Below are 17,131 nucleotides of genomic sequence, written 5' to 3' on the forward strand. Positions count from 1 at the left end.
CAGGGAACCGCGCGAAAATCTACGCGTGAACGTCCGCCCGACGAGCAACCCGTCGGGGGAGCCCCATTGTTCCCCAACCATCAGGGTCCACGCCCGGTCCGCCCGGTGTCCCACCAGGGGAACGGCTCCGCGGGGGACTGTTCGTCCCCCATCCTTCCCGGGCACACCCCGGGGGACTGGCGCGCCAGCGGCGGCGATCAGCCGTGGGCGCGGCCCGGACCGCCGACCTTCTCCCGGAAGAAGGCGACGGTGCGGCGGGCGCCCTCCTTCAGGTCCACGGTCGGCTCCCAGCCCAGCACCTTCTTCGCCAGGCGGTTGTCGATGCAGGAGCGCATCTGCTCGCCCGGCTTGGCCGGGGCGTGGGCCACGGCGGCGGAGGAGCCGGCGGCCTCGGCCAGCAGCGCGTAGAGGCGGTTGATGTCCGTCTCCACGCCGGTGCCGATGTTGATGGCCCCCACGTAGTCGTTCTCGAAGGCGAGCCGGTTGGCGCGGGCCACGTCGGGCCCGAAGACGAAGTCCCGGGTCTGCTTGCCCTCGCCGAAGATGGTGCAGCCCTGCCCCTGGATGAGGCGCTGGCAGAAGATGGCCACCACGCCCGCCTCGCCGTGCGGGTTCTGTCGCGGGCCGTACACGTTGGCGTAGCGCAGGGCCACGTACGGCAGGCCGTACTGCGCCCGGTAGTACCCCAGGTACAGCTCGCCGGCCGCCTTGGAGACGCCGTACGGGGACACCGGCCGCGTCGGGTGGTTCTCCGGTGCGGGGAACACGTCCTGCTCGCCGTAGATGGCGCCGCCGGTGGAGCTGAAGATGACCTTCTTCACACCGGAGACCCGCGCGGCCTCCAGCAGGTTGAGCATGCCGCGGATGTTCACGTCCGCGTCGAAGCCCGGGTCGTCCACGCTGCGCCGGACGTCCATCTGCGCCGCCAGGTGACAGAGCACCTGGGGCTTCTCCGCCTTGATGAGCTCCGAGGCCTCCCGGCTGCGGATGTCGTGCACCGCCAGCCGGACGCGCGGGTCCAGGTTCTCCCGCTTGCCGCCGGACAGGTCGTCCAGGGCGATGACCTCGTGCCCACCCCGAAGGAACTCGTCGCACACGTGCGAGCCGATGAAGCCCGCGCCACCCGTCACCAGGACTTTCACGCTATCCGTCTCCCCGCCACCCGGCCGTGGCCGTACCTGACTGCGATTTCCGAGGGTCTCTCGCGGCGGCAACCTATGCCGAGGTGCGACGCACGGCAACCTCGCGGAAGAAGGCGATCGTCTCCCGCAGACCTTCCTCCAAGGGCACCTTGGGCTCCCACCCGAGCAACGTCCGCGCCCGAGTGATGTCCGGCTGACGCTGCTTGGGGTCGTCCTTGGGCAGGGGCTTCTCGATGATCTTCCCGCCGCCGCCGGCCGCCGCGCGCACGGCCTCCGCGAACTGGCGGATGGTCATCTCCCGGGGGTTGCCGATGTTGACCGGGTTGGGTTCGTCCGACAGGGCCAGGCGCACCAGGCCGTCCACCAGGTCCTTCACGTAGCAGAACGAGCGCGTCTGGCTGCCGTCACCGAAGACGGTGAAGTCCTCGCCCTTGAGCGCCTGCCCCACGAAGGCCGGCACCACGCGGCCGTCGTTGAGGCGCATGCGCGGGCCGTAGGTGTTGAAGATGCGCACGATGCGCACCTGCACGCCCTTGCGCCCGTAGGCGGCCGTGACGGCCTCCGCGTAGCGCTTGGCCTCGTCGTACACCGAGCGCGGACCGATGGGATTCACGTTGCCCCAGTAGTCCTCGCGCTGGGGATGCACGAGCGGATCCCCGTACACCTCGGAGGTGGACGCCATCAGGAAGACGGCCTTGTTCGCCTCCGCCAGCTTCAGCCCGTTCTCCGTGCCGATGGAGCCCACCCGCAGCGTCTCCAGCGGGAGGTTCGCGTAATCGATGGGCGACGCCGGCGACGCGAGGTTCAACACGTAGTCGAGCGGCCCCTCCACGGGGATGCCCTCCACGATGTCCGCCTTCACGAACCGGAAGCCCGGCCGCCCCTGGAGGCTGACGAGGTTCGCCTCGTTGCCCGTGATGAGGTTGTCCACCGCCGTCACCGCCGCGGCACCGTCGTCCAGCAGGCGCTCGCACAGGTGCGAGCCCACGAACCCAGCGCCCCCCAACACCACGACTCGCTTTCCCTGCATGCTCTTCACGTCGCGCCTCTCTGTTCTTTCAAATCTCGTCGAAGGTCGCCTGCCCGGGGAGCTGCGCCTTGTACTTCTCCAGGACCAGGTCGATGCCCTGGCGGATGTACTCGGCCACGGGCACCTTGGTCTTCTGGTTCAGCGCCTTCAGGAGCTCGTTCTGCTCCGGGGTGATGTAGATGGTGGTGCTGATCTTCTTTCGGGCCATGGCGATATGTGAAAATATATGGAATGACGTGGCGCGCGAAAGCATCTCGTGCGCGCGACACGAGGGAGGCCCACCCGCCTCCCCGGAGCGCCCGATGACCCGAAGCAACCGCTCGATTTTCCTGGGCTTTCTGACCGCGGGACTCCTCACTGGCTGCGCGAGCAGGTCCGGCGGGACACCGGGGGGCACCGCGGAGAAGGGCGTGTCCGCGCCGGGCGCGGAGGCGGTCCACGCCCCCCCGGCGAGCAACGAACGCGTCAGCCAGCAGGACGTGAACGGCGACGGGAAGCCGGACGTGTGGACCTACATCGTCGTGGAGCGCGGCGAGGACGGCCAGGAGCGCTACCGGAAGGTGCGCCAGGAGCTGGACCTGAACTGGGACGGGCGCGTGGACCTCACCCGCTTCTTCGACCCGGCCGGGGCCCTGACGCGCGAGGTGATGGACCTGGACTACGACGGCAAGGTGGACGCCACGTACTTCTACGAGAAGGGCGCCAACACGCGTCGCGAGCGGGACTTCGACGGCGACGGCCGCGCGGACACCACGACCTTCTACGAGAAGGGGCAGTTGGTGCGGAAGGAGCGCGACACCAACGGCGATGGCCGGGTGGACTCGTGGGAGTACTGGGAGAACGGCCAGTTGGACCGGCTGGGCGAGGACCTGGACGGCGACGGCACCGTCGACAAGTGGACCCGCAATCCGGATGCGGCCCGCGAGCAGTGAGCGGGCCGCGGACGGGGTGACGCCGCGCTACGGCGCGCTGGTGCCGGTGCGCCCGTAGGAGTCCTCCAGGCGCACCACGTCGTCCAGCTCCGGGGTGCTGACCTCGAGGATGTCGCAGTCGGTGAGCGCGACCATGCGGTGCTTCGTCAGCGGCTTGATGTGGTAGCTCTCGCCGGGGTTCATCTCCCGCTCGATGAGCCCCTGTCCCTCGTCGACGACGAAGAGCAGCTTGCCGCTCTGGACGTGGATCGTCTCGTCCTTCTTGTTGTGGTACTGCAGGCTGAGCTTGTGGCCCTGCTTCACGTGCAGCAGCTTGCCCACATAGCGCTCGGTGTGGGCCCAGATGAGCTCGTGGCCCCAGGGCTTCTCCACCCGCCTCGTCGTCGTCATGGTGCTTCCCGTCTTCCTCGGCCCCGCCCTAGTTCGTGCCGGCCACGAACGCGTCGAGCTGGGTCTCACGCTTGAAGTCTGCCAGATACCGGGACGCCGCATCCTTGGTCGCGAACGTCCCCATGCGGACCCGGTACCAGGTGCCCTTTCCGGACACCTCCGCCGTGACGATATAGGGGGCGTAGCCCCGATCACGCAACCGGCCGGCGAAACGGTCGGCCTCCTGCTTGTCCTGGAACGCCGACAACTGGAGCGTGAACGCCCCACCCTTCACGGAGGGGTCCGGCGGCTGGGCGGCGACGCGGGCGATGGCCTCCTTCAGCCCCCCACCCTCCTTGTTCGTCGTGCGCGTCGGCACGGCGGCGGCCTCCACCTTGCCGGACACCTGCGTGGCGGCGGCGGGCTTCTCCGCGACGACGGGCGCGGGCTTGTCCGCGGGCTTCTTCTCCGCGACGGGCTCCGCTGCGGGCTTGGGCGCCGCGACGGCGACGGTGGTGGGCTCCTCCGAAGGCTCCTCGGGAGGCAGCTCGCCCGTGTCCGGGTCCGGCGTCGGGGCCAGCGCGGTGGCGGGCTTCCCCGCGGGCGTCGAGGGCTTGGGCGCGGCGGGCTTCTCCGGCGCGGCCGCGGGCTTCGCGGCGACGGGCTTGGGCGCCGGGGGTGCGACGGGCTCGGAGCCGGTCTTGCGCGTCAGCTCGTCCGGATAGGTGAAGGGCTGCTCCTTCTGCTGGACGGCCTGGAGCGCCTGGGCGTTGGCGTCGAGCGCGGAGAGCAGGTCGGGGGCGGTGGCCGTCTGGGCGTCCCCCGCGAGCTTCTTGCCCACGACGACGCCGAGCACGAAGACGGCGCCCAGGACGACGATGCCGGCGATCAACAGACTGACGATCTGCCGGTTGTCGAGAGAGACGTCGAACTTCTCCTTCATCCGGTGGGCGTCACGCATGGCTCGGCAGTCCTCACACGCGGACACAGCGGGCCACACGGGTCCGTGTTGCGGCCTGTAGCGTCGGCGTGGAGGCACCGTACGCCCCACCTCCAGGCCGGTCAAATTCACGGAACCGCGACTGGCGTCACCCCGGCACGGACGAGGCGACGAGCGGCTTCGCCACGAGCGCCGGAGGCGTCGTCAGCGACGCGGTGGGCTCGCGCGCGGGCGGCTCGGCCCGGGGGACGTCGGCGGGCGGGGCGTTGAGCCGCTCGCGCAGCTCCTTGCCGGCGGCGAAGGACAGCGTGCGCCGCTGGGGCACGGACACCATCTGCCCCGTCTTCGGGTTGCGGCCGGTCCGGGCGCGGCGCGTGCGCACGGCGAACACGCCGAAGCCGCGCAGCTCGATGCGCCGACCGGCCACGAGCGATCCGGCCATGCAGTCGAAGACGGCATGGACGATGGCCTCCAACTCACGCCGCGGAACGTGGGGAGCACGTTGCGCGATGCGCTCGATGAGCTCACTCCTCGTCATGGCAGACCTCCGCCGAGGGACGGTGGACTCTACAGAAGCCACGCCCGCGAGGACAAACCGGCGGCGGTCGGAGGGTCAGCGCATCCGCAGATCGACGGGGCCCTCGACCTCGACCTCGGTGCCGTCCGGCGTCTTCAGGACCACCTCGGAGCCATCCGGGACGATGAGCCGCACGGTGCGCCCCAGGGGGACGTCACGCCCCTCCAGGAGCACGGCGGTGGCCAGGTCGTCCGTCTCGGCGATGGCGAAGCCGTCCTCGACGGTGGCGACCAGGCCCCCCTCCCCCAGGTCTCCCGCGTGGATGAAGGGGACCTTGGGCCGGTGGGGCGGGGGCGGCAGCGGCTGGTGGGGCCCCTCGTGCTGCACGTCGGAGCCGAGCTTCTGGAGTCCGTTGGGCGTGAAGAACGCCACGAAGTACTGGGTGGACGAGTAGGCGTCCTCGTGGGCGCTCTTGGGGGTCACCTGGACGTTGGTGTACCGGGCCGCGACGATGCGCTGCGCGCGGGGCGTCTCCTGTACGGCGTTGTCCGCCCAGCGGCGGGGTGGGAGGTTGGCGCCGTGGAGCTTCGCCTCCTTCGCGTCGCCGACCTCCAGCGAGTCCCCCTTCTCGAGGAAGCGCAGGCCGCCGCCGAAGTACTCGATGACGGCGGGCCCGGAGGCGGTCAGCTCCATGTCCCCGGTGAGCTGGGCGCCCACGGCGACGGGGCGCTGCTCCTTGCCCACCGTGCGCAGGACGGGCGCGCCCGCGGCGAGCAACCCGGCGATGGGTTTGTCGGAGCGCTGCTTGCAGCCCGCGGCGAGCACCGCGACCGCGAGAACACACCCCATGAGGTGCCGCGCCATGTCCGACTCCCTCCTCTCGAACGACCCGAGCTCAGATGATCCAGCCGCCGCCCAGCACCCGGTCCTGATGGTAGATCACCGCGGCCTGTCCCGGAGTCACCGCGCGCGCGGGCGCGTCCAGGCGCACCGACACCAGGCCGTGGGGGGAGATCTCCACACGGCCCTGGGTCCCTGCGTGGCGGTGGCGGATGCGCACGTCCACGGGCTGTCCCGGGGCTGGCGGCCCGTCGACCCAGTGGGGCTGGAGCAGGCCGAAGCGCTCGCGGCCCGTCTCGTCCGCGCTGCCCACGACGACCCGTCGCGTCTCCGGCTCCAGGCGCTGGACGTAACGCACCTGACCGCCGCCCAGGTTGAGGCCCTTGCGCTGCCCCACCGTGTAGCGGTGGATGCCCTGGTGGGTGCCGAGCACCTGGCCGTCGGCGTCGACGATGTCCCCGGCGGGCTGGGGGCCGGCGACCTTCTCCACGAAGCCGGCGTAGTCGCCGTCGGGCACGAAGCAGATCTCCATGCTCTCGGGCTTCTGGCTGGTGGGGAGGTGGTGGCGCTCGGCGATGGCGCGCACCTGCGCCTTGGTCATGCCGCCCACGGGGAACACGATGTCGCGCAGCTCGTCCTGGCCCAGGGTGAAGAGGAAGTAGCTCTGGTCCTTGGCCGCGTCCGCGCCCCGACGGAGGACGTAGCGTCCGTCGACCTCCTCGACCTGGGCGTAGTGGCCCGTCGCGAGCCGCGCGCCGAGCGCCCGGGCCCGCTTGAGGAGGAAGTTGAACTTCACGTCACGGTTGCAGGCCACGCAGGGGATGGGCGTACGTCCGCCCAGGTAGGACTGGACGAAGGGATTGACGACGCGGTCCTGGAAGATCTCCTCCGCGTTGGCGACGTAGTACGGGATGCCGAGCGTCTGGGCCACGGCGCGGGCGTCGTCGATGTCGTCGGGACTGCAGCAGCTCCCACACTTCGCCTTGCCCTCGTAGGACCAGACGCGCAGGGTGATGCCGATGACCTCGTGGCCCTGCTCCTTGAGCAGGGCGGCCGCGGCCGAGGAATCCACCCCGCCGCTCATCGCAACGACGACTCGCATGATGCCCCTTCCTACACGCCCCGACGTCCGGGCGCACGCGGGAGGACGCCGAAACCACCCCGAACCGGACGCGGCGAGGGTGGCCCGGACGCGGTCCGGACTCCCCTCCCCTGCCCCGGGTGGTCATCCGGGCAGGCGAGCGGGCCCATGGCCCAGGCGCCTCCGAGTGGACACTCCCGGGCCCTCAGGTCGTCGGGCGGGCCGAGTGCCAGGACAAGAGGCGCTGTTTGAGGGCCTCCGCCGTATTGAGGGACGGCTCGTCGAGGACCGACTCCATCAGGAAGCGCGTCGCCTCGCCGACGATGGGCGACGGGCCGACGCCCAGGGTCGCCATGATGTCGCCGCCGGTGAGCGCCAGGTCCTTGGCGACCAGCGGGGGCCTCGCGGCGGCGAGGGCTTCGAGCCGCGTGACGAGCTGCTCCAGCTCCGCGCACCGCTCGGGGGCGCGCACCTGGACGCGGGCGCGGGCCACGGCGACCAGGTGGGGAAGCTGCGCGAGCCCGACCCGGGCGAGGAGCCGGCGGAGCGCGGGGTCCGAGTCGGCGACCCGGTCCTCCAGGCGCGCATTCTCCACGAGGAGCGCCACCAGGTCGGCGACCTTGTTGGGGAACTTGAGGCGCAGGCCGATGTCGCGGGCGCGCGTGCGGTCCACGAGGTCGGCGAGGAGCGCGGCGACCCGGAGTTCGATCTCCGCCGGCGCGGCCTGCGTGGCGGCCCGAGCCAGGCGCGCCGCCTCCGGGTCCGCGCGGGCGACTTCGGGGAGGAACACGTCGAGCAACCCCGTCTCCGAGAGCAGGACGAGTCCGCCCTCGGCGCGGGGCGACAGGAGCAGCTTGGTCAGCTCCTCCCGGACGCGCTCGAGGGCGACCTTCCGGAACACGCCGAGCGTCGCGGGGATGGCGTCGCGCGTGGCCGGGTCGAGCGAGAAGCCGAGCACGGCGGCGAAGCGCACGGCGCGCATGGGCCGGAGGCCATCCTCGGAGAAGCGCTCCAGCGCGGAGCCGACGCAGCGGATGAGCTGGGATTGGAGGTCCGCCTGTCCTCCGAAGGGGTCGACCAGCTCACGGTCCAGCGGGTTGTAGGCCATCGCGTTGATGGTGAAGTCGCGGCGGGAGAGGTCCTTGACGATGTCGCGCTCGAAGGCGACGGAGCTGGGGCGGCGGCCGTCGAGGTAGTCCCCCTCCGAGCGGAACGTGGTCACCTCGACATGGGTGCCCCCCTGCACCACCGTGACGGTGCCGTGCTGGATGCCCGTGGGGATGACCTTCCGGAACGCGCCCTGGACCTCCTCGGGGAGGGCGCTGGTGGCCACGTCGAAGTCCTTGGGGTGGACCTTGCGCACCATGTCCCGGACGCAGCCACCCACGAGGTAGACGGCATGCCCCTGCTCCCGCAACCGGGCGATGACGTCGAGCACGGGCCGGGGGATGTCGGCGTTGTGGAGGTTCGCGAGCATGGTGCCCGAATGAAACGGGCGGAGCGCGATTCCCACAAGGGAGAAGACGGGTTCCCCCGCCTGCTGGACACCTCGCCGCGCGGGCCCTGGACATACGCCGGGAAGATCCACGCGGGGCACCGTTCATGGACCAGGGGGCTCATGGAGGCTCTCAGCAAGCGAATTGCCAAGTCCATGGGGGAAGTCATGAAGACACAGCGGCGGAAGTACCTGGTGTTGTTGGGATTGGTGATGTGCACGCTCTCGGGCTGCTTCGAGAACTGCCAAGGAGGGACCACCTTGCCGGGCAGCGGCGACGCGGGCGGCGGCGGAGGCGTCTGCGGTGAGAAGACCTGTCAGGCCGGCGAGGAGTGCCTGAGCTGCGGCTCGGAGTTCTCCTGCCAGCCCAAGGGCACGGTGTGCTGCGCCCCGGGAACAGGGGCCGGCGGCGTGGGCCCGGTCATCTGCCAGCCGGGACTGGCCTGCATCCACTGCGGCCCGAACGTCGATGGCTGCATGGAGCCCGGCTCGGTGTGCTGCAAGGAGGGAACGGGCGCCGGAGGCAGCGGCCCGCTCATCTGCTCCCCGAAGGAGACCTGCCAGTTCCAGGAGTGTGTCCCCAAGTGAGTCCTGTCCCCCGGGGCCGGAGTCGACCACTCCGGCCCTGGCGGGCGCGTGCTCAGCTCGTCGGGGTCGTGTTGGAGCCGGGAGGCTGTCCGGCGGGCATGAGGCGGAGCGCGTACTGGGAGGCCGCGAAGCCGCTCCCCGTGTTGCCGAAGATGCCAGGTTTGTAGAGCTGCTTGACGTGAGACATCGTCAACGCGCCGAGGTCCTCCTGGGAGGGCACCTGCCAGTGCGCGGTGTTGGGGTCCATCAGACCGCAGGTCCCACCCGACTTGTGGAGTCCCAGCACGTGGCCGGAGTCGTCGCCATCCTGGGCCTTCTTGGGCGTCATCTCGAGACGGTAGAAGCCGTCGGCGAGCGGGCCGGACTTCAGGTGTGAGGCCAACTGGTTGGCATCGCCCTGGAACACGACCGTTCCAGGGAGTTCCTTCATCTTTTCCATTCGAGCGACGAGGGCCTTCGCTTCATCGAACTTCGAATCGACGAGCGCATCCTGGGTCTTGAACTCGGACACCTCGGCGGGCGTCAGCGTGGCGCCTGCTTTCATCTTGGTCTGCAACTCCAGGACCTTCGCGTTCGCCGTCTTCGCCTCCGCGATGCACGTGTCCGCCTGGGATCGGAGCGCTCGGACGGCTTGATCGTTCTGCTTCGTCCGCTCGGCCTCGTCGTGCTGGCCGATGACGAGATTGACGAACTTGTGCTCGACCAGCTCCGAGAACTGCCGGGTGGCCGCCTTCGGATCCTGCGAGGACGCGTGGAGATTGATCCACTGGTTGGTCATCTGATTGCAGACGCCTTGCGAGCCCTCGGAGAAGCCCGTTCGTGCCGCCTCGCTCTGCATGATCTCGTTCGAGCTTTGATCGATGTAATGGAGCACCGCCGCGTTCGGGACATCCCTCTGGATGGAGTCGCAGATCTTCTGGATGTGTCCCGAGGGCTTGATGCCGGAGCGGAGGCTCTCTCGAAGCGTCTTGGCCTCCGCCTGGAACTGCTGGAGGTCTTGCGGCGCGACGTTCGACTTCGACAGGGAGGCCTCGTGCAGGGCCTTCGTGGGATGGGCGAGCGTATCCCCCAACTGCGGCGTGCCGGCTCCCGGGGCCGGCTTCTGCCCGGCGTAGACATCCTGCTTCGCGGGAGGAGGCGCCCCTGTCGACGTCGACGTGGGCGAGAGCGGCTTCGTCGCCGTCGAGGACTCGGGGAGCTTCGAAGAGGAAGACGGCGTCGTCGGGGAGGTGTTTCCCGGAACGCGCGGGGGGAGCGCGCCAGGCTTCGGGCCGATGGTCGGGGGCATGGAATCCTCGCAGGGTCACGCGAACCCGAGTCCACCGGGCTCGCCCGGCGCATGAACATACGCCCCTGCCCGCGTGAACGGAAGGCGCACGAATTGCGCGCCCCCCGTGGAGTGGCATGCGCTTACAACGCCGTGCACTTGACCTGGAGCGATGCGGACGCGGAGCCGTCCGTCACCTGCCAGTTCGAGACGTTCGGCGACACGCAGGGGAGATTGACGATGGTGGCGCTGAAGCTCCCGAGGGCATTCGTGCCGACGAAATAGCCACTGGGCACGCCGTTGACGGTGACGTTGATGCCCACCGTGGAGTTGGGTTGGAACCCAGCGCCGCTGATCTTCCATCCCCAGGGCACGGCGTTGTCGACCTGGGTCGCCCAGATCCACGGCTGGCTCGGTTGTGGCGTAGGCGGTGTGGCCGTCGCGAAGGTGATCTTGTCGAAGAAGACCTTCCCGGTGACGCCAGAATACGCGATGAAGTAGTTCTGCGAGCCGATCTTGTAGGGGGCCGCGATGTCGAAGTCACCGTCCCAAGGAGCCTTCCCCAGTCGGGTGATTGTTCCGTCCTGCGAGACCTCGACGATCTCGTATTGGCTGTCGTCGCCCGCCACGCTCCAATAGGGCATGAGGTATGTCTTCAGGCCCTGCTGGAAGACCGTGAGGGCCTGGTACCCGATGAAGAACTGGTTGTGCCCCACCAGGTTGAATGAGTTGAGATTGACCGACCCGGTCCCATCGAGCTTGATGGCGTCGATGCGCGTCAGCGCCGTATCACCGTTGTGCACGACCAGATAGGGAAGCCCGAGGCTGTTGTACGTCACGATGGAACTCCAGCCCGGCGCCCAGAAGCCCGAGGCGAGGATGGAAAACCCGCTCCCATCCGCGGAGATCTTGTCGAAGTGGACCTGGCCCGTGGTGACGTTGTACGCGATGAAGTAGGGCTGCCCACCAATGGTGTAGGAGACGAGGGAACTCCACCCCTTCCCCCAGACACCCCGGGAGAGCACCGTGTAGTCACTGCCATCCGCGTTGATGCGGGCGAACATCACGTCGCCCGAGTAGACCGAGTACGCGATGAAGTGCGGAACGCCATTCACGTAGTACGGCATGAAGATGCTCACCGGGTTCTTCTCCGGATCCGATGACACGGCGAGCGTGGTCTGCTTGAGATTGACGGTCCCGAAGCCATCCGGTGTGAACCGATCGAAGCGCGTGATGCCTCCCGCGCGGGTGTAGACCATGACGTACTCCTGCTGGTTGATCGTGAAGGGCATCACGCTCCACCAGAAGTTCGCCCACTGGGCCCCGACGGAGGTGATGCTCCAGTCGAGCGACTGGGAGACCTCGCCCAAGGGCTCCGGGGACCCGGAAGACGGCTCCTCCGCGGGAGCTCCACACCCCATCGCGCACGAGAGGATGAACGCCGCGGCGACGAGTCGCCCCGACCAGGAAAGAGAGGATCTTGCTTCGACGCCATGGGGAGATGGGCTGCGCATCGTTGCTCGTGCTCCAGGTTAGGCGACCACGTGGGCCGCGAGAGCCAGGGGCCAGAGCAATGCGCATGCCCTCGGGAGGACTCGACCGTCAGGGGCCGGAGTCATGCAGGAGCTGCACGGTTCCTTCTCGGAGAGTGCAGCGAACTTTGCAGGGCGTGCAGACGTGGCACGGAAGGACGCTCACGCCCGGCGGGTGCGAGAGGCCGGTCCGAATTCCCGCGCGTCGTCGAGCCCGAACGCGGATAGAGTCCCTCGGCCACTCGCCTCGCGACGTCCCTCGCGACGCGGACTGGAAGGAGCCTTTCCACCATGTTTCTCCGCGACGTCACGGAAGAGGACCTTCCCATCTTCTTCGAACACCAGCGCGACCCCGAGGCGCTGCGCATGGCCGCCTTCTCATCGCGGGAGCGCGATGCGTTCATGACCCACTGGCGCACCAATGTCCTCCGCCCGGGGAACCTCAGCCGCACCATCGTGATGGGCGACGTGGTCGTGGGGAACATCGGCAGTTGGGAGCAGGAGTCCAAGCGCCTCGTCGCCTATTGGATCGGTCGCGAACATTGGGGCCAGGGCATCGCCACTCGGGCCCTCTCCGAGTTTCTCGAGCTCGAGCGCACCCGCCCACTTCATGCGTGGATCGCGGCCCACAACGTCGCGTCGATCCGCGTCCTCGAGAAGTGTGGCTTCCACATCATGAGCCACGAGGACCCGCTTCCCCCGGATGGAATCGCCGAGGTCCTCATGTGCCTGGATCCGGTGTAGTTGCTGAGTACGGACTCGCGTCCAACCTCGAATCGCAATCCCTAATCTTAGGGAGTTGCCGTTCGAGTGTTGGTGCTGATTTTGCGCGAATCACCCAAGTCCGCGAGAGAAGCGCATGAAGAGGCGATTCAAGCAGGCAGTCCTTTGGGGGGTCCTCCTTCCACTCGCGGCGTTGGCGCGCTCCGTGCCCGCAAGCAGTGGCAAGGCGGTCCTCTGGGGCGACAACCCCTGCTTCATCATGAACGCAAGCACCATGTCCAACGGCTGTTCGACTCGGCGGGGCTTCGAGATTCCCCTGATGTCCGACAGTGCCACCAGCAAGACGGTGCTCGTCACGGCCTTCGGCGCCACGGCATCGAACAACGTGGGATGCATGGCGCTTGGGGTGAATCGTGAGGCCACCCTCTTCTGGGGCGGTACCCGCAGGTGGCTCCCCGCCTTCGGCTCGGCGCAGGTCATCACGCTGACCGACGCCTACGTTCCTGGCTATGGATACCTGTTCGTCAACTGTCACCTCGACCCGGGCGGGCGGGTCAACGTCGTTGACCACAATGCCTAGCAAAGGCCGGACGTCCCAGTGATTCTCGGAGCGGGATGCCCGCGTACGCGTGGGCACCCCGGTTCATGTGGCATGACAAGGAACTGGATCTGGGCCTGCGCAGTCCTGCTCTCGGGGCTGCTTTCCTACGGCGTGTACTGGCTCATCAGCGCGGGCGACATGAAGGCCATGGAGGTCGGTGCGCGCGACGCCACCGAGGTGCAGCGGTTGACAGCGCAGGTTCGCGCGCTCGAGGCGTCGGTCGCCCGCTCCGAGCAGCTCGCGCGGGAGGCCCAGGTGGCGGCCCGGGCAGCGGGGACGCGCGTGGACACGCCCACGGGTCCCACGGAGGACGCCACGGCCATCGGTCCGCCCGACTCGGACCGCTCTACGGTAGGCACGGCAGTGGCCCATCCGGAGCCGACGCCGGACGAGGTGGTCGCACGCATGGACGCGCGCTTCTTCAGTGAAGACGTGGACCCTACGTGGAGCCGTGACGCCACACAGCGCGCGGAGAAGCTCGGTGCGCTGATGCCTCGGGGCGCGCGCGTCGTGTCCCTGGAGTGCCGCAGCTCCATGTGCCGACTCCAGATGTCCCATCCGAGCCAGGACGACTTCCAGCGATTCCTCCGCGAAGGCCTGATTGATGACTCCAACGCGTGGGATGGGCCGTTCATGGCCGCGATCACGAGCGCCTTGGGACGGCCAGGGGAAGTCGAGGCGGTGGCCTACCTTGCGCGGGCGGGAGTGGACCTGGCGCCTTGACGACAGGTTCGACCTCGAGCAGCGGGTGGTCCGACGGCGTTCTCGAAGTCGCCGCTCCACTGCGCGCCCTGGAGCGCGCCGGGAACAACCACCGAGGCATCCCGAGGAATCGTCAGAGAGACGCCTCGATCCCGGTCAGGATGAGTTCGAGGCCGGCGAGGAATTCCGCGAGGTCGTCGTGCCTGGGCAGGTGGGCCGCGATCTTCCGGAGGAACGGATACTCGTGGGCGTCGAGCTCCTTCCAGCGAGCCGACATCGCACCCAGGAAGTCGACCCGATCCACGGACGGCTCGAACAGGCGGCCGTTCGTGGCGTTCTGGATGCTCGCGCCGACGATGTAGCTCAGCAGCGCCGACGCCGACGTGAACTGGGCCCCGCCTCGAACTCCCAGCGCTTGGACCTGGCGCCCGACGCGCTCGAAGATCCGCAGCATCGGCGCTTCCCACGGGGCGCGCGCGAGCTGAGTGCCCACCCACGGATGCGCGTCGATCGCCTCGAACACCTTGCCGGCAATCCCGCGGATCGCGTCGCGCGGTGAGGCGGCGACGGGGGCTTCATCCATTGCCTGGGCGACGACTGTGTCGGCGGCGGCGATGAGCAATTCGCTCTTGCTCGCGACGTGCCAGTAGAGCGCGCCCGCTCCCGTGGCGAGCCGGGTGGCAAGCACGCGGAAGGTCAACCCGCTCTCTCCCTCGTCGTCGAGGAGTTCGATCGCCGCTTCGACGATCCGTTCGCGTGAGAGCGCGTCCTCACGGCGCTCGGACCCTCGCTTTACCGTACCCATGGCCCCATCTTGACAGATCTGGAACGGCGTTCCAGCATGCCCAATGGAACGCCGTTCCATTGACCGCCGACATGTTCCCTGGCGGCCTCCCGCTCGAAAGGAATCACGATGACGCCCGTCACGATCATTGGCGCCGGCCTCGGAGGGCTGACACTCGCTCGCGTTCTTCACGTCCACGGCATCTCCGCGACGGTGTACGAGGCCGATGCATCCGCGGAGGTGCGCACGCAGGGCGGCATGCTCGACATCCATGACGACAACGGACAGCTTGCGCTCGAGGCGGCCGGGCTGTTGGACGCGTTCCGCCAGATCATCCATCCCGGTGGCGACGCCACGCGGGTGCTCGACCCCCACGGCGCGGTCCTCCTCGACCAACCCGACGACGGCCAGGGGATTCGTCCCGAGGTACCTCGCGGCGCGCTGCGACGCATCCTGCTCGACTCACTCCCCGATGGCGCCGTCCAGTGGGGTCACAAGGTCACTGCCATCCGTCCGCTCGGCGGCGGGAGGCACAGTTTGGTATTCGCGAATGGGGCGACCGTGACGGCGAGCCTCGTGGTCGGTGCGGACGGCGCCTGGTCGAGGATCCGGCCGCTGCTCTCCGACGCGAAGCCCGCGTACGTCGGGACCTCGTTCATCGAGACCTATCTGCTCGATGCCGACCTGCGACACCCGGCCAGCGCGAAGTTCGTCGGGGGCGGAGCCCTCTATGCCCTCGCACCCGGCAAGGGGATTGTCACCCACCGCGAGCCCCAGGGCGTCCTGCACACCTACGTCGCGCTCACCCGGCCGCTGGAGTGGATCGCGGGCATCGACTTCGCCGACCCGCAGACGGCGATGGCCCGAGTCGTGGCGGAGTTCGACGGCTGGGCGCCGGAGCTCACAGCGCTGATCACCGACGGCGAGACAGCCCCCGTCCTCCGGAGGATCCATGCGCTCCCGCCCGGGCATCGGTGGGAGCACGTGCCCGGCGTCACGCTTCTCGGCGACGCCGCGCACCTGAACCCGCCCGACGGCGAGGGCGCCAACCTCGCGATGTACGACGGTGCGGAGCTCGGCAAGGCCCTGGCCGCGCACCGCGGCGACTTTGATGCCGGGCTGCGCGAATACGAGGAGGCGATGTTCATCCGGAGCGCGAAAGCCGCCGTCGAGGCCGCGAAGATCCACGCGCTCTGCTTCGACGACGCCAACGCTCCGTACGGACTGATCGACCTGTTGACAGGTGGAGCCGCACCGGCCTCCTCTCTGCAACTCGAAAAGGGAACGTCACCCTGACTGGAATCGAACGGGGCGACTGACCGTCACGCGTCGCGACACGTGCGGCCCCACCCTCTTCCAGCGCGGACATGCCTTGTCGAGCGGTATCGATGGGATGACCTCCCCCTCGAATGCCTTCGAGTCCCTCCCCAGGCGGGCCCCGCCGTCCGGTCGAGAGAGAGGCGACCAGGAACGGATTCCGTGTCCATGTGTCGCTTGCAATCTGGTATCAAACACGAATTCGAACGACTCTTCTACTGATGCTCTTTCTCGTGACTGCATGTAGCAAAGACGCCACCGAATCTGGAGGGAAGGAAGGTGCGCAGGGCGCCACGGGCCCAAAGGGAGACACCGGTCCCCAAGGCCCCATGGGCCCGAAGGGCGAAACGGGCGCTCAGGGACCCGCTGGACAGAAAGGCGACACGGGCGCCCAGGGACCCGCTGGACAGAAAGGCGACACGGGCGCTCAGGGACCCGCTGGACAGAAAGGCGACACGGGCGCCCAGGGACCTGCTGGCCCTGAAGGAACAGCCATTCTCAAGCGCTACTACGTCGATGCCGATGGGAAGGAAGTCGGTAACGATCTCACCACCTTCTGGCCTGACGATGCCGGCCGAATCTGGTACTTCGAACTCGATACGCTGCGGACGTCGGTCGTGTCCCTATAAGTGTGTAGTCGGCGAGGAAGGGCGAGCGGGAAAGAGGGAAGTGGGAGTAGCCCAGTTCCGTGGCTCTCCCGCACTTCGTGTGGTTCCCCTCTGGGAAGTAGGCAGACGCGGCAAGCTGCCAGTGGGGCGAATACACCCTGGAAATGGAAACGCTGTACCCATTTCCTGGGTGTCGAGTGGACCGCGTGGCCCCCGGTAGCGCGGCGCGTGTCATCCTCGGGGTGAGCATGGAGGGCACGGGAGCACGATGTCCCTCCTGCCAGACGCCCAGTAACACAGTGCATGGCAGCTACGTCCGACGCCCGGTGGACCTGCCCGCCGCGGGGCGCGTGGTGCAACTCGAACTGCGTGTACGGCGCTTCTGCTGCCGAAACCCGGAATGCTCTCGCCGCACGTTCGCGGAGCGGCCGGTGCGCTTGCTACCCTCTCGGGCTCGGAGAACACGACGTCTCGCCACTGCGCAGTGTGCTGCCCAGCGACAATTACTCCTCCCCACCAGCGACAATTACTTCTCCCCACCTTGAGTGAAGGCGCCGGTAAGCCGCCCGGGACGAGAAGGAGGTCCCCGAGGTGGCGGTCACGGACGCCCAGGTGAGGAAGCTGATGGAGGAGTTGACGAAGCACGGAAACGTCGGCCTGGCG

19 protein-coding genes are annotated in these 17,131 nt (G+C 68.5%); 7 read left to right on the forward strand and 12 right to left on the reverse strand.

Translation table 11 applies throughout. The features are described from left to right. Positions 1-197: 197 nt before the first annotated feature. The 3 genes from LZ198_RS12040 to LZ198_RS12050 all read right to left on the reverse strand — a co-directional run bounded on the left by LZ198_RS12040 (position 198) and on the right by LZ198_RS12050 (position 2,380). Positions 198-1,142: an NAD-dependent epimerase/dehydratase family protein gene (locus LZ198_RS12040; protein WP_253972062.1), complete on the reverse strand. Its 945-nt coding sequence runs from the start codon at positions 1,140-1,142 to the stop codon at positions 198-200. A 73-nt stretch (positions 1,143-1,215) separates the two neighbouring features. Continuing rightward, positions 1,216-2,172 (reverse strand): UDP-glucuronic acid decarboxylase family protein, encoded by a 957-nt coding sequence (locus LZ198_RS12045; RefSeq protein ID WP_253972063.1) that lies wholly within the window; start codon positions 2,170-2,172, stop codon positions 1,216-1,218. A 28-nt stretch (positions 2,173-2,200) separates the two neighbouring features. After that, entirely contained in the window at positions 2,201-2,380 is a 180-nt protein-coding gene (locus tag LZ198_RS12050) for a ribbon-helix-helix domain-containing protein (protein WP_044281109.1), read from the reverse strand. Between the two features lie 94 nt (positions 2,381-2,474). On the opposite strand from LZ198_RS12050, the gene LZ198_RS12055 reads away from it, so the two are divergent. Continuing rightward, the gene (locus LZ198_RS12055) at positions 2,475-3,104 is read left to right on the forward strand and encodes a hypothetical protein (RefSeq protein WP_253972064.1); all 630 of its coding nucleotides are present in this window, start codon (positions 2,475-2,477) and stop codon (positions 3,102-3,104) included. A 27-nt stretch (positions 3,105-3,131) separates the two neighbouring features. Here LZ198_RS12055 and LZ198_RS12060 read toward each other — a convergent pair whose 3' ends face one another. The 6 genes from LZ198_RS12060 to LZ198_RS12085 form a co-directional block, all read right to left on the reverse strand. After that, entirely contained in the window at positions 3,132-3,494 is a 363-nt protein-coding gene (locus LZ198_RS12060; RefSeq protein ID WP_234068464.1) for a cupin domain-containing protein, read from the reverse strand. Between the two features lie 28 nt (positions 3,495-3,522). Then, entirely contained in the window at positions 3,523-4,434 is a 912-nt protein-coding gene (locus LZ198_RS12065; RefSeq protein WP_253972065.1) for an SPOR domain-containing protein, read from the reverse strand. 127 nt (positions 4,435-4,561) lie between these two features. Further along, positions 4,562-4,951 (reverse strand): HU family DNA-binding protein, encoded by a 390-nt coding sequence (locus LZ198_RS12070; protein WP_253972066.1) that lies wholly within the window; start codon positions 4,949-4,951, stop codon positions 4,562-4,564. A 75-nt stretch (positions 4,952-5,026) separates the two neighbouring features. Further along, the gene (locus LZ198_RS12075) at positions 5,027-5,794 is read right to left on the reverse strand and encodes a hypothetical protein (protein WP_253972067.1); all 768 of its coding nucleotides are present in this window, start codon (positions 5,792-5,794) and stop codon (positions 5,027-5,029) included. Positions 5,795-5,825: 31 nt separating this feature from the next. Next, a complete protein-coding gene (mnmA, locus tag LZ198_RS12080; RefSeq protein WP_253972068.1) occupies positions 5,826-6,872 on the reverse strand; it encodes a tRNA 2-thiouridine(34) synthase MnmA in 1,047 nt (348 codons plus the stop codon). A gap of 184 nt (positions 6,873-7,056) precedes the next feature. Next, positions 7,057-8,328, reverse strand: a complete 1,272-nt coding sequence (locus LZ198_RS12085) for a CCA tRNA nucleotidyltransferase (protein WP_253972069.1) — start codon at positions 8,326-8,328, stop codon at positions 7,057-7,059. Between the two features lie 186 nt (positions 8,329-8,514). Between LZ198_RS12085 and LZ198_RS12090 the strand changes: the two genes are divergently transcribed. Then, positions 8,515-8,934, forward strand: a complete 420-nt coding sequence (locus LZ198_RS12090) for a hypothetical protein (protein WP_253972070.1) — start codon at positions 8,515-8,517, stop codon at positions 8,932-8,934. Positions 8,935-8,986: 52 nt separating this feature from the next. Here LZ198_RS12090 and LZ198_RS12095 read toward each other — a convergent pair whose 3' ends face one another. Together LZ198_RS12095 and LZ198_RS12100 are read right to left on the reverse strand one after the other, a co-directional pair. Further along, on the reverse strand, positions 8,987-10,222 hold the full coding sequence (locus LZ198_RS12095) for a C58 family peptidase (protein ID WP_253972071.1): 1,236 nt from the start codon (positions 10,220-10,222) through the stop codon (positions 8,987-8,989). A gap of 122 nt (positions 10,223-10,344) precedes the next feature. Then, the gene (locus LZ198_RS12100; RefSeq protein WP_253972072.1) at positions 10,345-11,571 is read right to left on the reverse strand and encodes a hypothetical protein; all 1,227 of its coding nucleotides are present in this window, start codon (positions 11,569-11,571) and stop codon (positions 10,345-10,347) included. Positions 11,572-12,024: 453 nt separating this feature from the next. On the opposite strand from LZ198_RS12100, the gene LZ198_RS12105 reads away from it, so the two are divergent. The 3 genes from LZ198_RS12105 (at position 12,025) to LZ198_RS12115 (ending at position 13,780) form a co-directional block, all read left to right on the forward strand. After that, complete coding sequence (locus LZ198_RS12105; RefSeq protein ID WP_253972073.1) at positions 12,025-12,477, forward strand: GNAT family N-acetyltransferase; 453 nt, start codon at positions 12,025-12,027, stop codon at positions 12,475-12,477. Between the two features lie 115 nt (positions 12,478-12,592). Beyond that, positions 12,593-13,036, forward strand: a complete 444-nt coding sequence (locus tag LZ198_RS12110) for a hypothetical protein (RefSeq protein ID WP_253972074.1) — start codon at positions 12,593-12,595, stop codon at positions 13,034-13,036. A gap of 72 nt (positions 13,037-13,108) precedes the next feature. Continuing rightward, positions 13,109-13,780, forward strand: coding sequence for a hypothetical protein (locus LZ198_RS12115; RefSeq protein WP_253972075.1), 672 nt, complete (start codon positions 13,109-13,111; stop codon positions 13,778-13,780). 112 nt (positions 13,781-13,892) lie between these two features. Here LZ198_RS12115 and LZ198_RS12120 read toward each other — a convergent pair whose 3' ends face one another. After that, entirely contained in the window at positions 13,893-14,564 is a 672-nt protein-coding gene (locus LZ198_RS12120; protein ID WP_253972076.1) for a TetR/AcrR family transcriptional regulator, read from the reverse strand. A 108-nt stretch (positions 14,565-14,672) separates the two neighbouring features. Between LZ198_RS12120 and LZ198_RS12125 the strand changes: the two genes are divergently transcribed. Both LZ198_RS12125 and LZ198_RS12130 read left to right on the forward strand, forming a co-directional pair. Further along, complete coding sequence (locus tag LZ198_RS12125) at positions 14,673-15,839, forward strand: FAD-dependent oxidoreductase (RefSeq protein WP_253972077.1); 1,167 nt, start codon at positions 14,673-14,675, stop codon at positions 15,837-15,839. Positions 15,840-16,716: 877 nt separating this feature from the next. Further along, on the forward strand, positions 16,717-17,013 hold the full coding sequence (locus LZ198_RS12130) for a transposase family protein (protein ID WP_407667414.1): 297 nt from the start codon (positions 16,717-16,719) through the stop codon (positions 17,011-17,013). The last annotated feature ends 118 nt before the right edge of the window (positions 17,014-17,131 follow it).

The organism is Myxococcus dinghuensis, from assembly GCF_024198235.1.
GTDB classification, from domain to species: Bacteria; Myxococcota; Myxococcia; order Myxococcales; family Myxococcaceae; genus Myxococcus; species Myxococcus dinghuensis.

What these genes read in the sequence shown, in the direction of transcription:
- LZ198_RS12075 (WP_253972067.1), bottom strand. Translation starts at nt 5,794, where the DNA reads ATGGCGCGGCACCTCATGGGGTGTGTTCTCGCGGTCGCGGTGCTCGCC.
- LZ198_RS12060 (WP_234068464.1), bottom strand. Translation starts at nt 3,494, where the DNA reads ATGACGACGACGAGGCGGGTGGAGAAGCCCTGGGGCCACGAGCTCATC.
- LZ198_RS12105 (WP_253972073.1), top strand. Translation starts at nt 12,025, where the DNA reads ATGTTTCTCCGCGACGTCACGGAAGAGGACCTTCCCATCTTCTTCGAA.
- LZ198_RS12045 (WP_253972063.1), bottom strand. Translation starts at nt 2,172, where the DNA reads ATGCAGGGAAAGCGAGTCGTGGTGTTGGGGGGCGCTGGGTTCGTGGGC.
- LZ198_RS12055 (WP_253972064.1), top strand. Translation starts at nt 2,475, where the DNA reads ATGACCCGAAGCAACCGCTCGATTTTCCTGGGCTTTCTGACCGCGGGA.
- LZ198_RS12085 (WP_253972069.1), bottom strand. Translation starts at nt 8,328, where the DNA reads ATGCTCGCGAACCTCCACAACGCCGACATCCCCCGGCCCGTGCTCGAC.
- LZ198_RS12090 (WP_253972070.1), top strand. Translation starts at nt 8,515, where the DNA reads ATGAAGACACAGCGGCGGAAGTACCTGGTGTTGTTGGGATTGGTGATG.
- LZ198_RS12120 (WP_253972076.1), bottom strand. Translation starts at nt 14,564, where the DNA reads ATGGGTACGGTAAAGCGAGGGTCCGAGCGCCGTGAGGACGCGCTCTCA.
- LZ198_RS12130 (WP_407667414.1), top strand. Translation starts at nt 16,717, where the DNA reads ATGGAGGGCACGGGAGCACGATGTCCCTCCTGCCAGACGCCCAGTAAC.
- LZ198_RS12070 (WP_253972066.1), bottom strand. Translation starts at nt 4,951, where the DNA reads ATGACGAGGAGTGAGCTCATCGAGCGCATCGCGCAACGTGCTCCCCAC.
- mnmA (WP_253972068.1), bottom strand. Translation starts at nt 6,872, where the DNA reads ATGCGAGTCGTCGTTGCGATGAGCGGCGGGGTGGATTCCTCGGCCGCG.
- LZ198_RS12110 (WP_253972074.1), top strand. Translation starts at nt 12,593, where the DNA reads ATGAAGAGGCGATTCAAGCAGGCAGTCCTTTGGGGGGTCCTCCTTCCA.
- LZ198_RS12115 (WP_253972075.1), top strand. Translation starts at nt 13,109, where the DNA reads ATGACAAGGAACTGGATCTGGGCCTGCGCAGTCCTGCTCTCGGGGCTG.
- LZ198_RS12065 (WP_253972065.1), bottom strand. Translation starts at nt 4,434, where the DNA reads ATGCGTGACGCCCACCGGATGAAGGAGAAGTTCGACGTCTCTCTCGAC.
- LZ198_RS12050 (WP_044281109.1), bottom strand. Translation starts at nt 2,380, where the DNA reads ATGGCCCGAAAGAAGATCAGCACCACCATCTACATCACCCCGGAGCAG.
- LZ198_RS12095 (WP_253972071.1), bottom strand. Translation starts at nt 10,222, where the DNA reads ATGCCCCCGACCATCGGCCCGAAGCCTGGCGCGCTCCCCCCGCGCGTT.
- LZ198_RS12125 (WP_253972077.1), top strand. Translation starts at nt 14,673, where the DNA reads ATGACGCCCGTCACGATCATTGGCGCCGGCCTCGGAGGGCTGACACTC.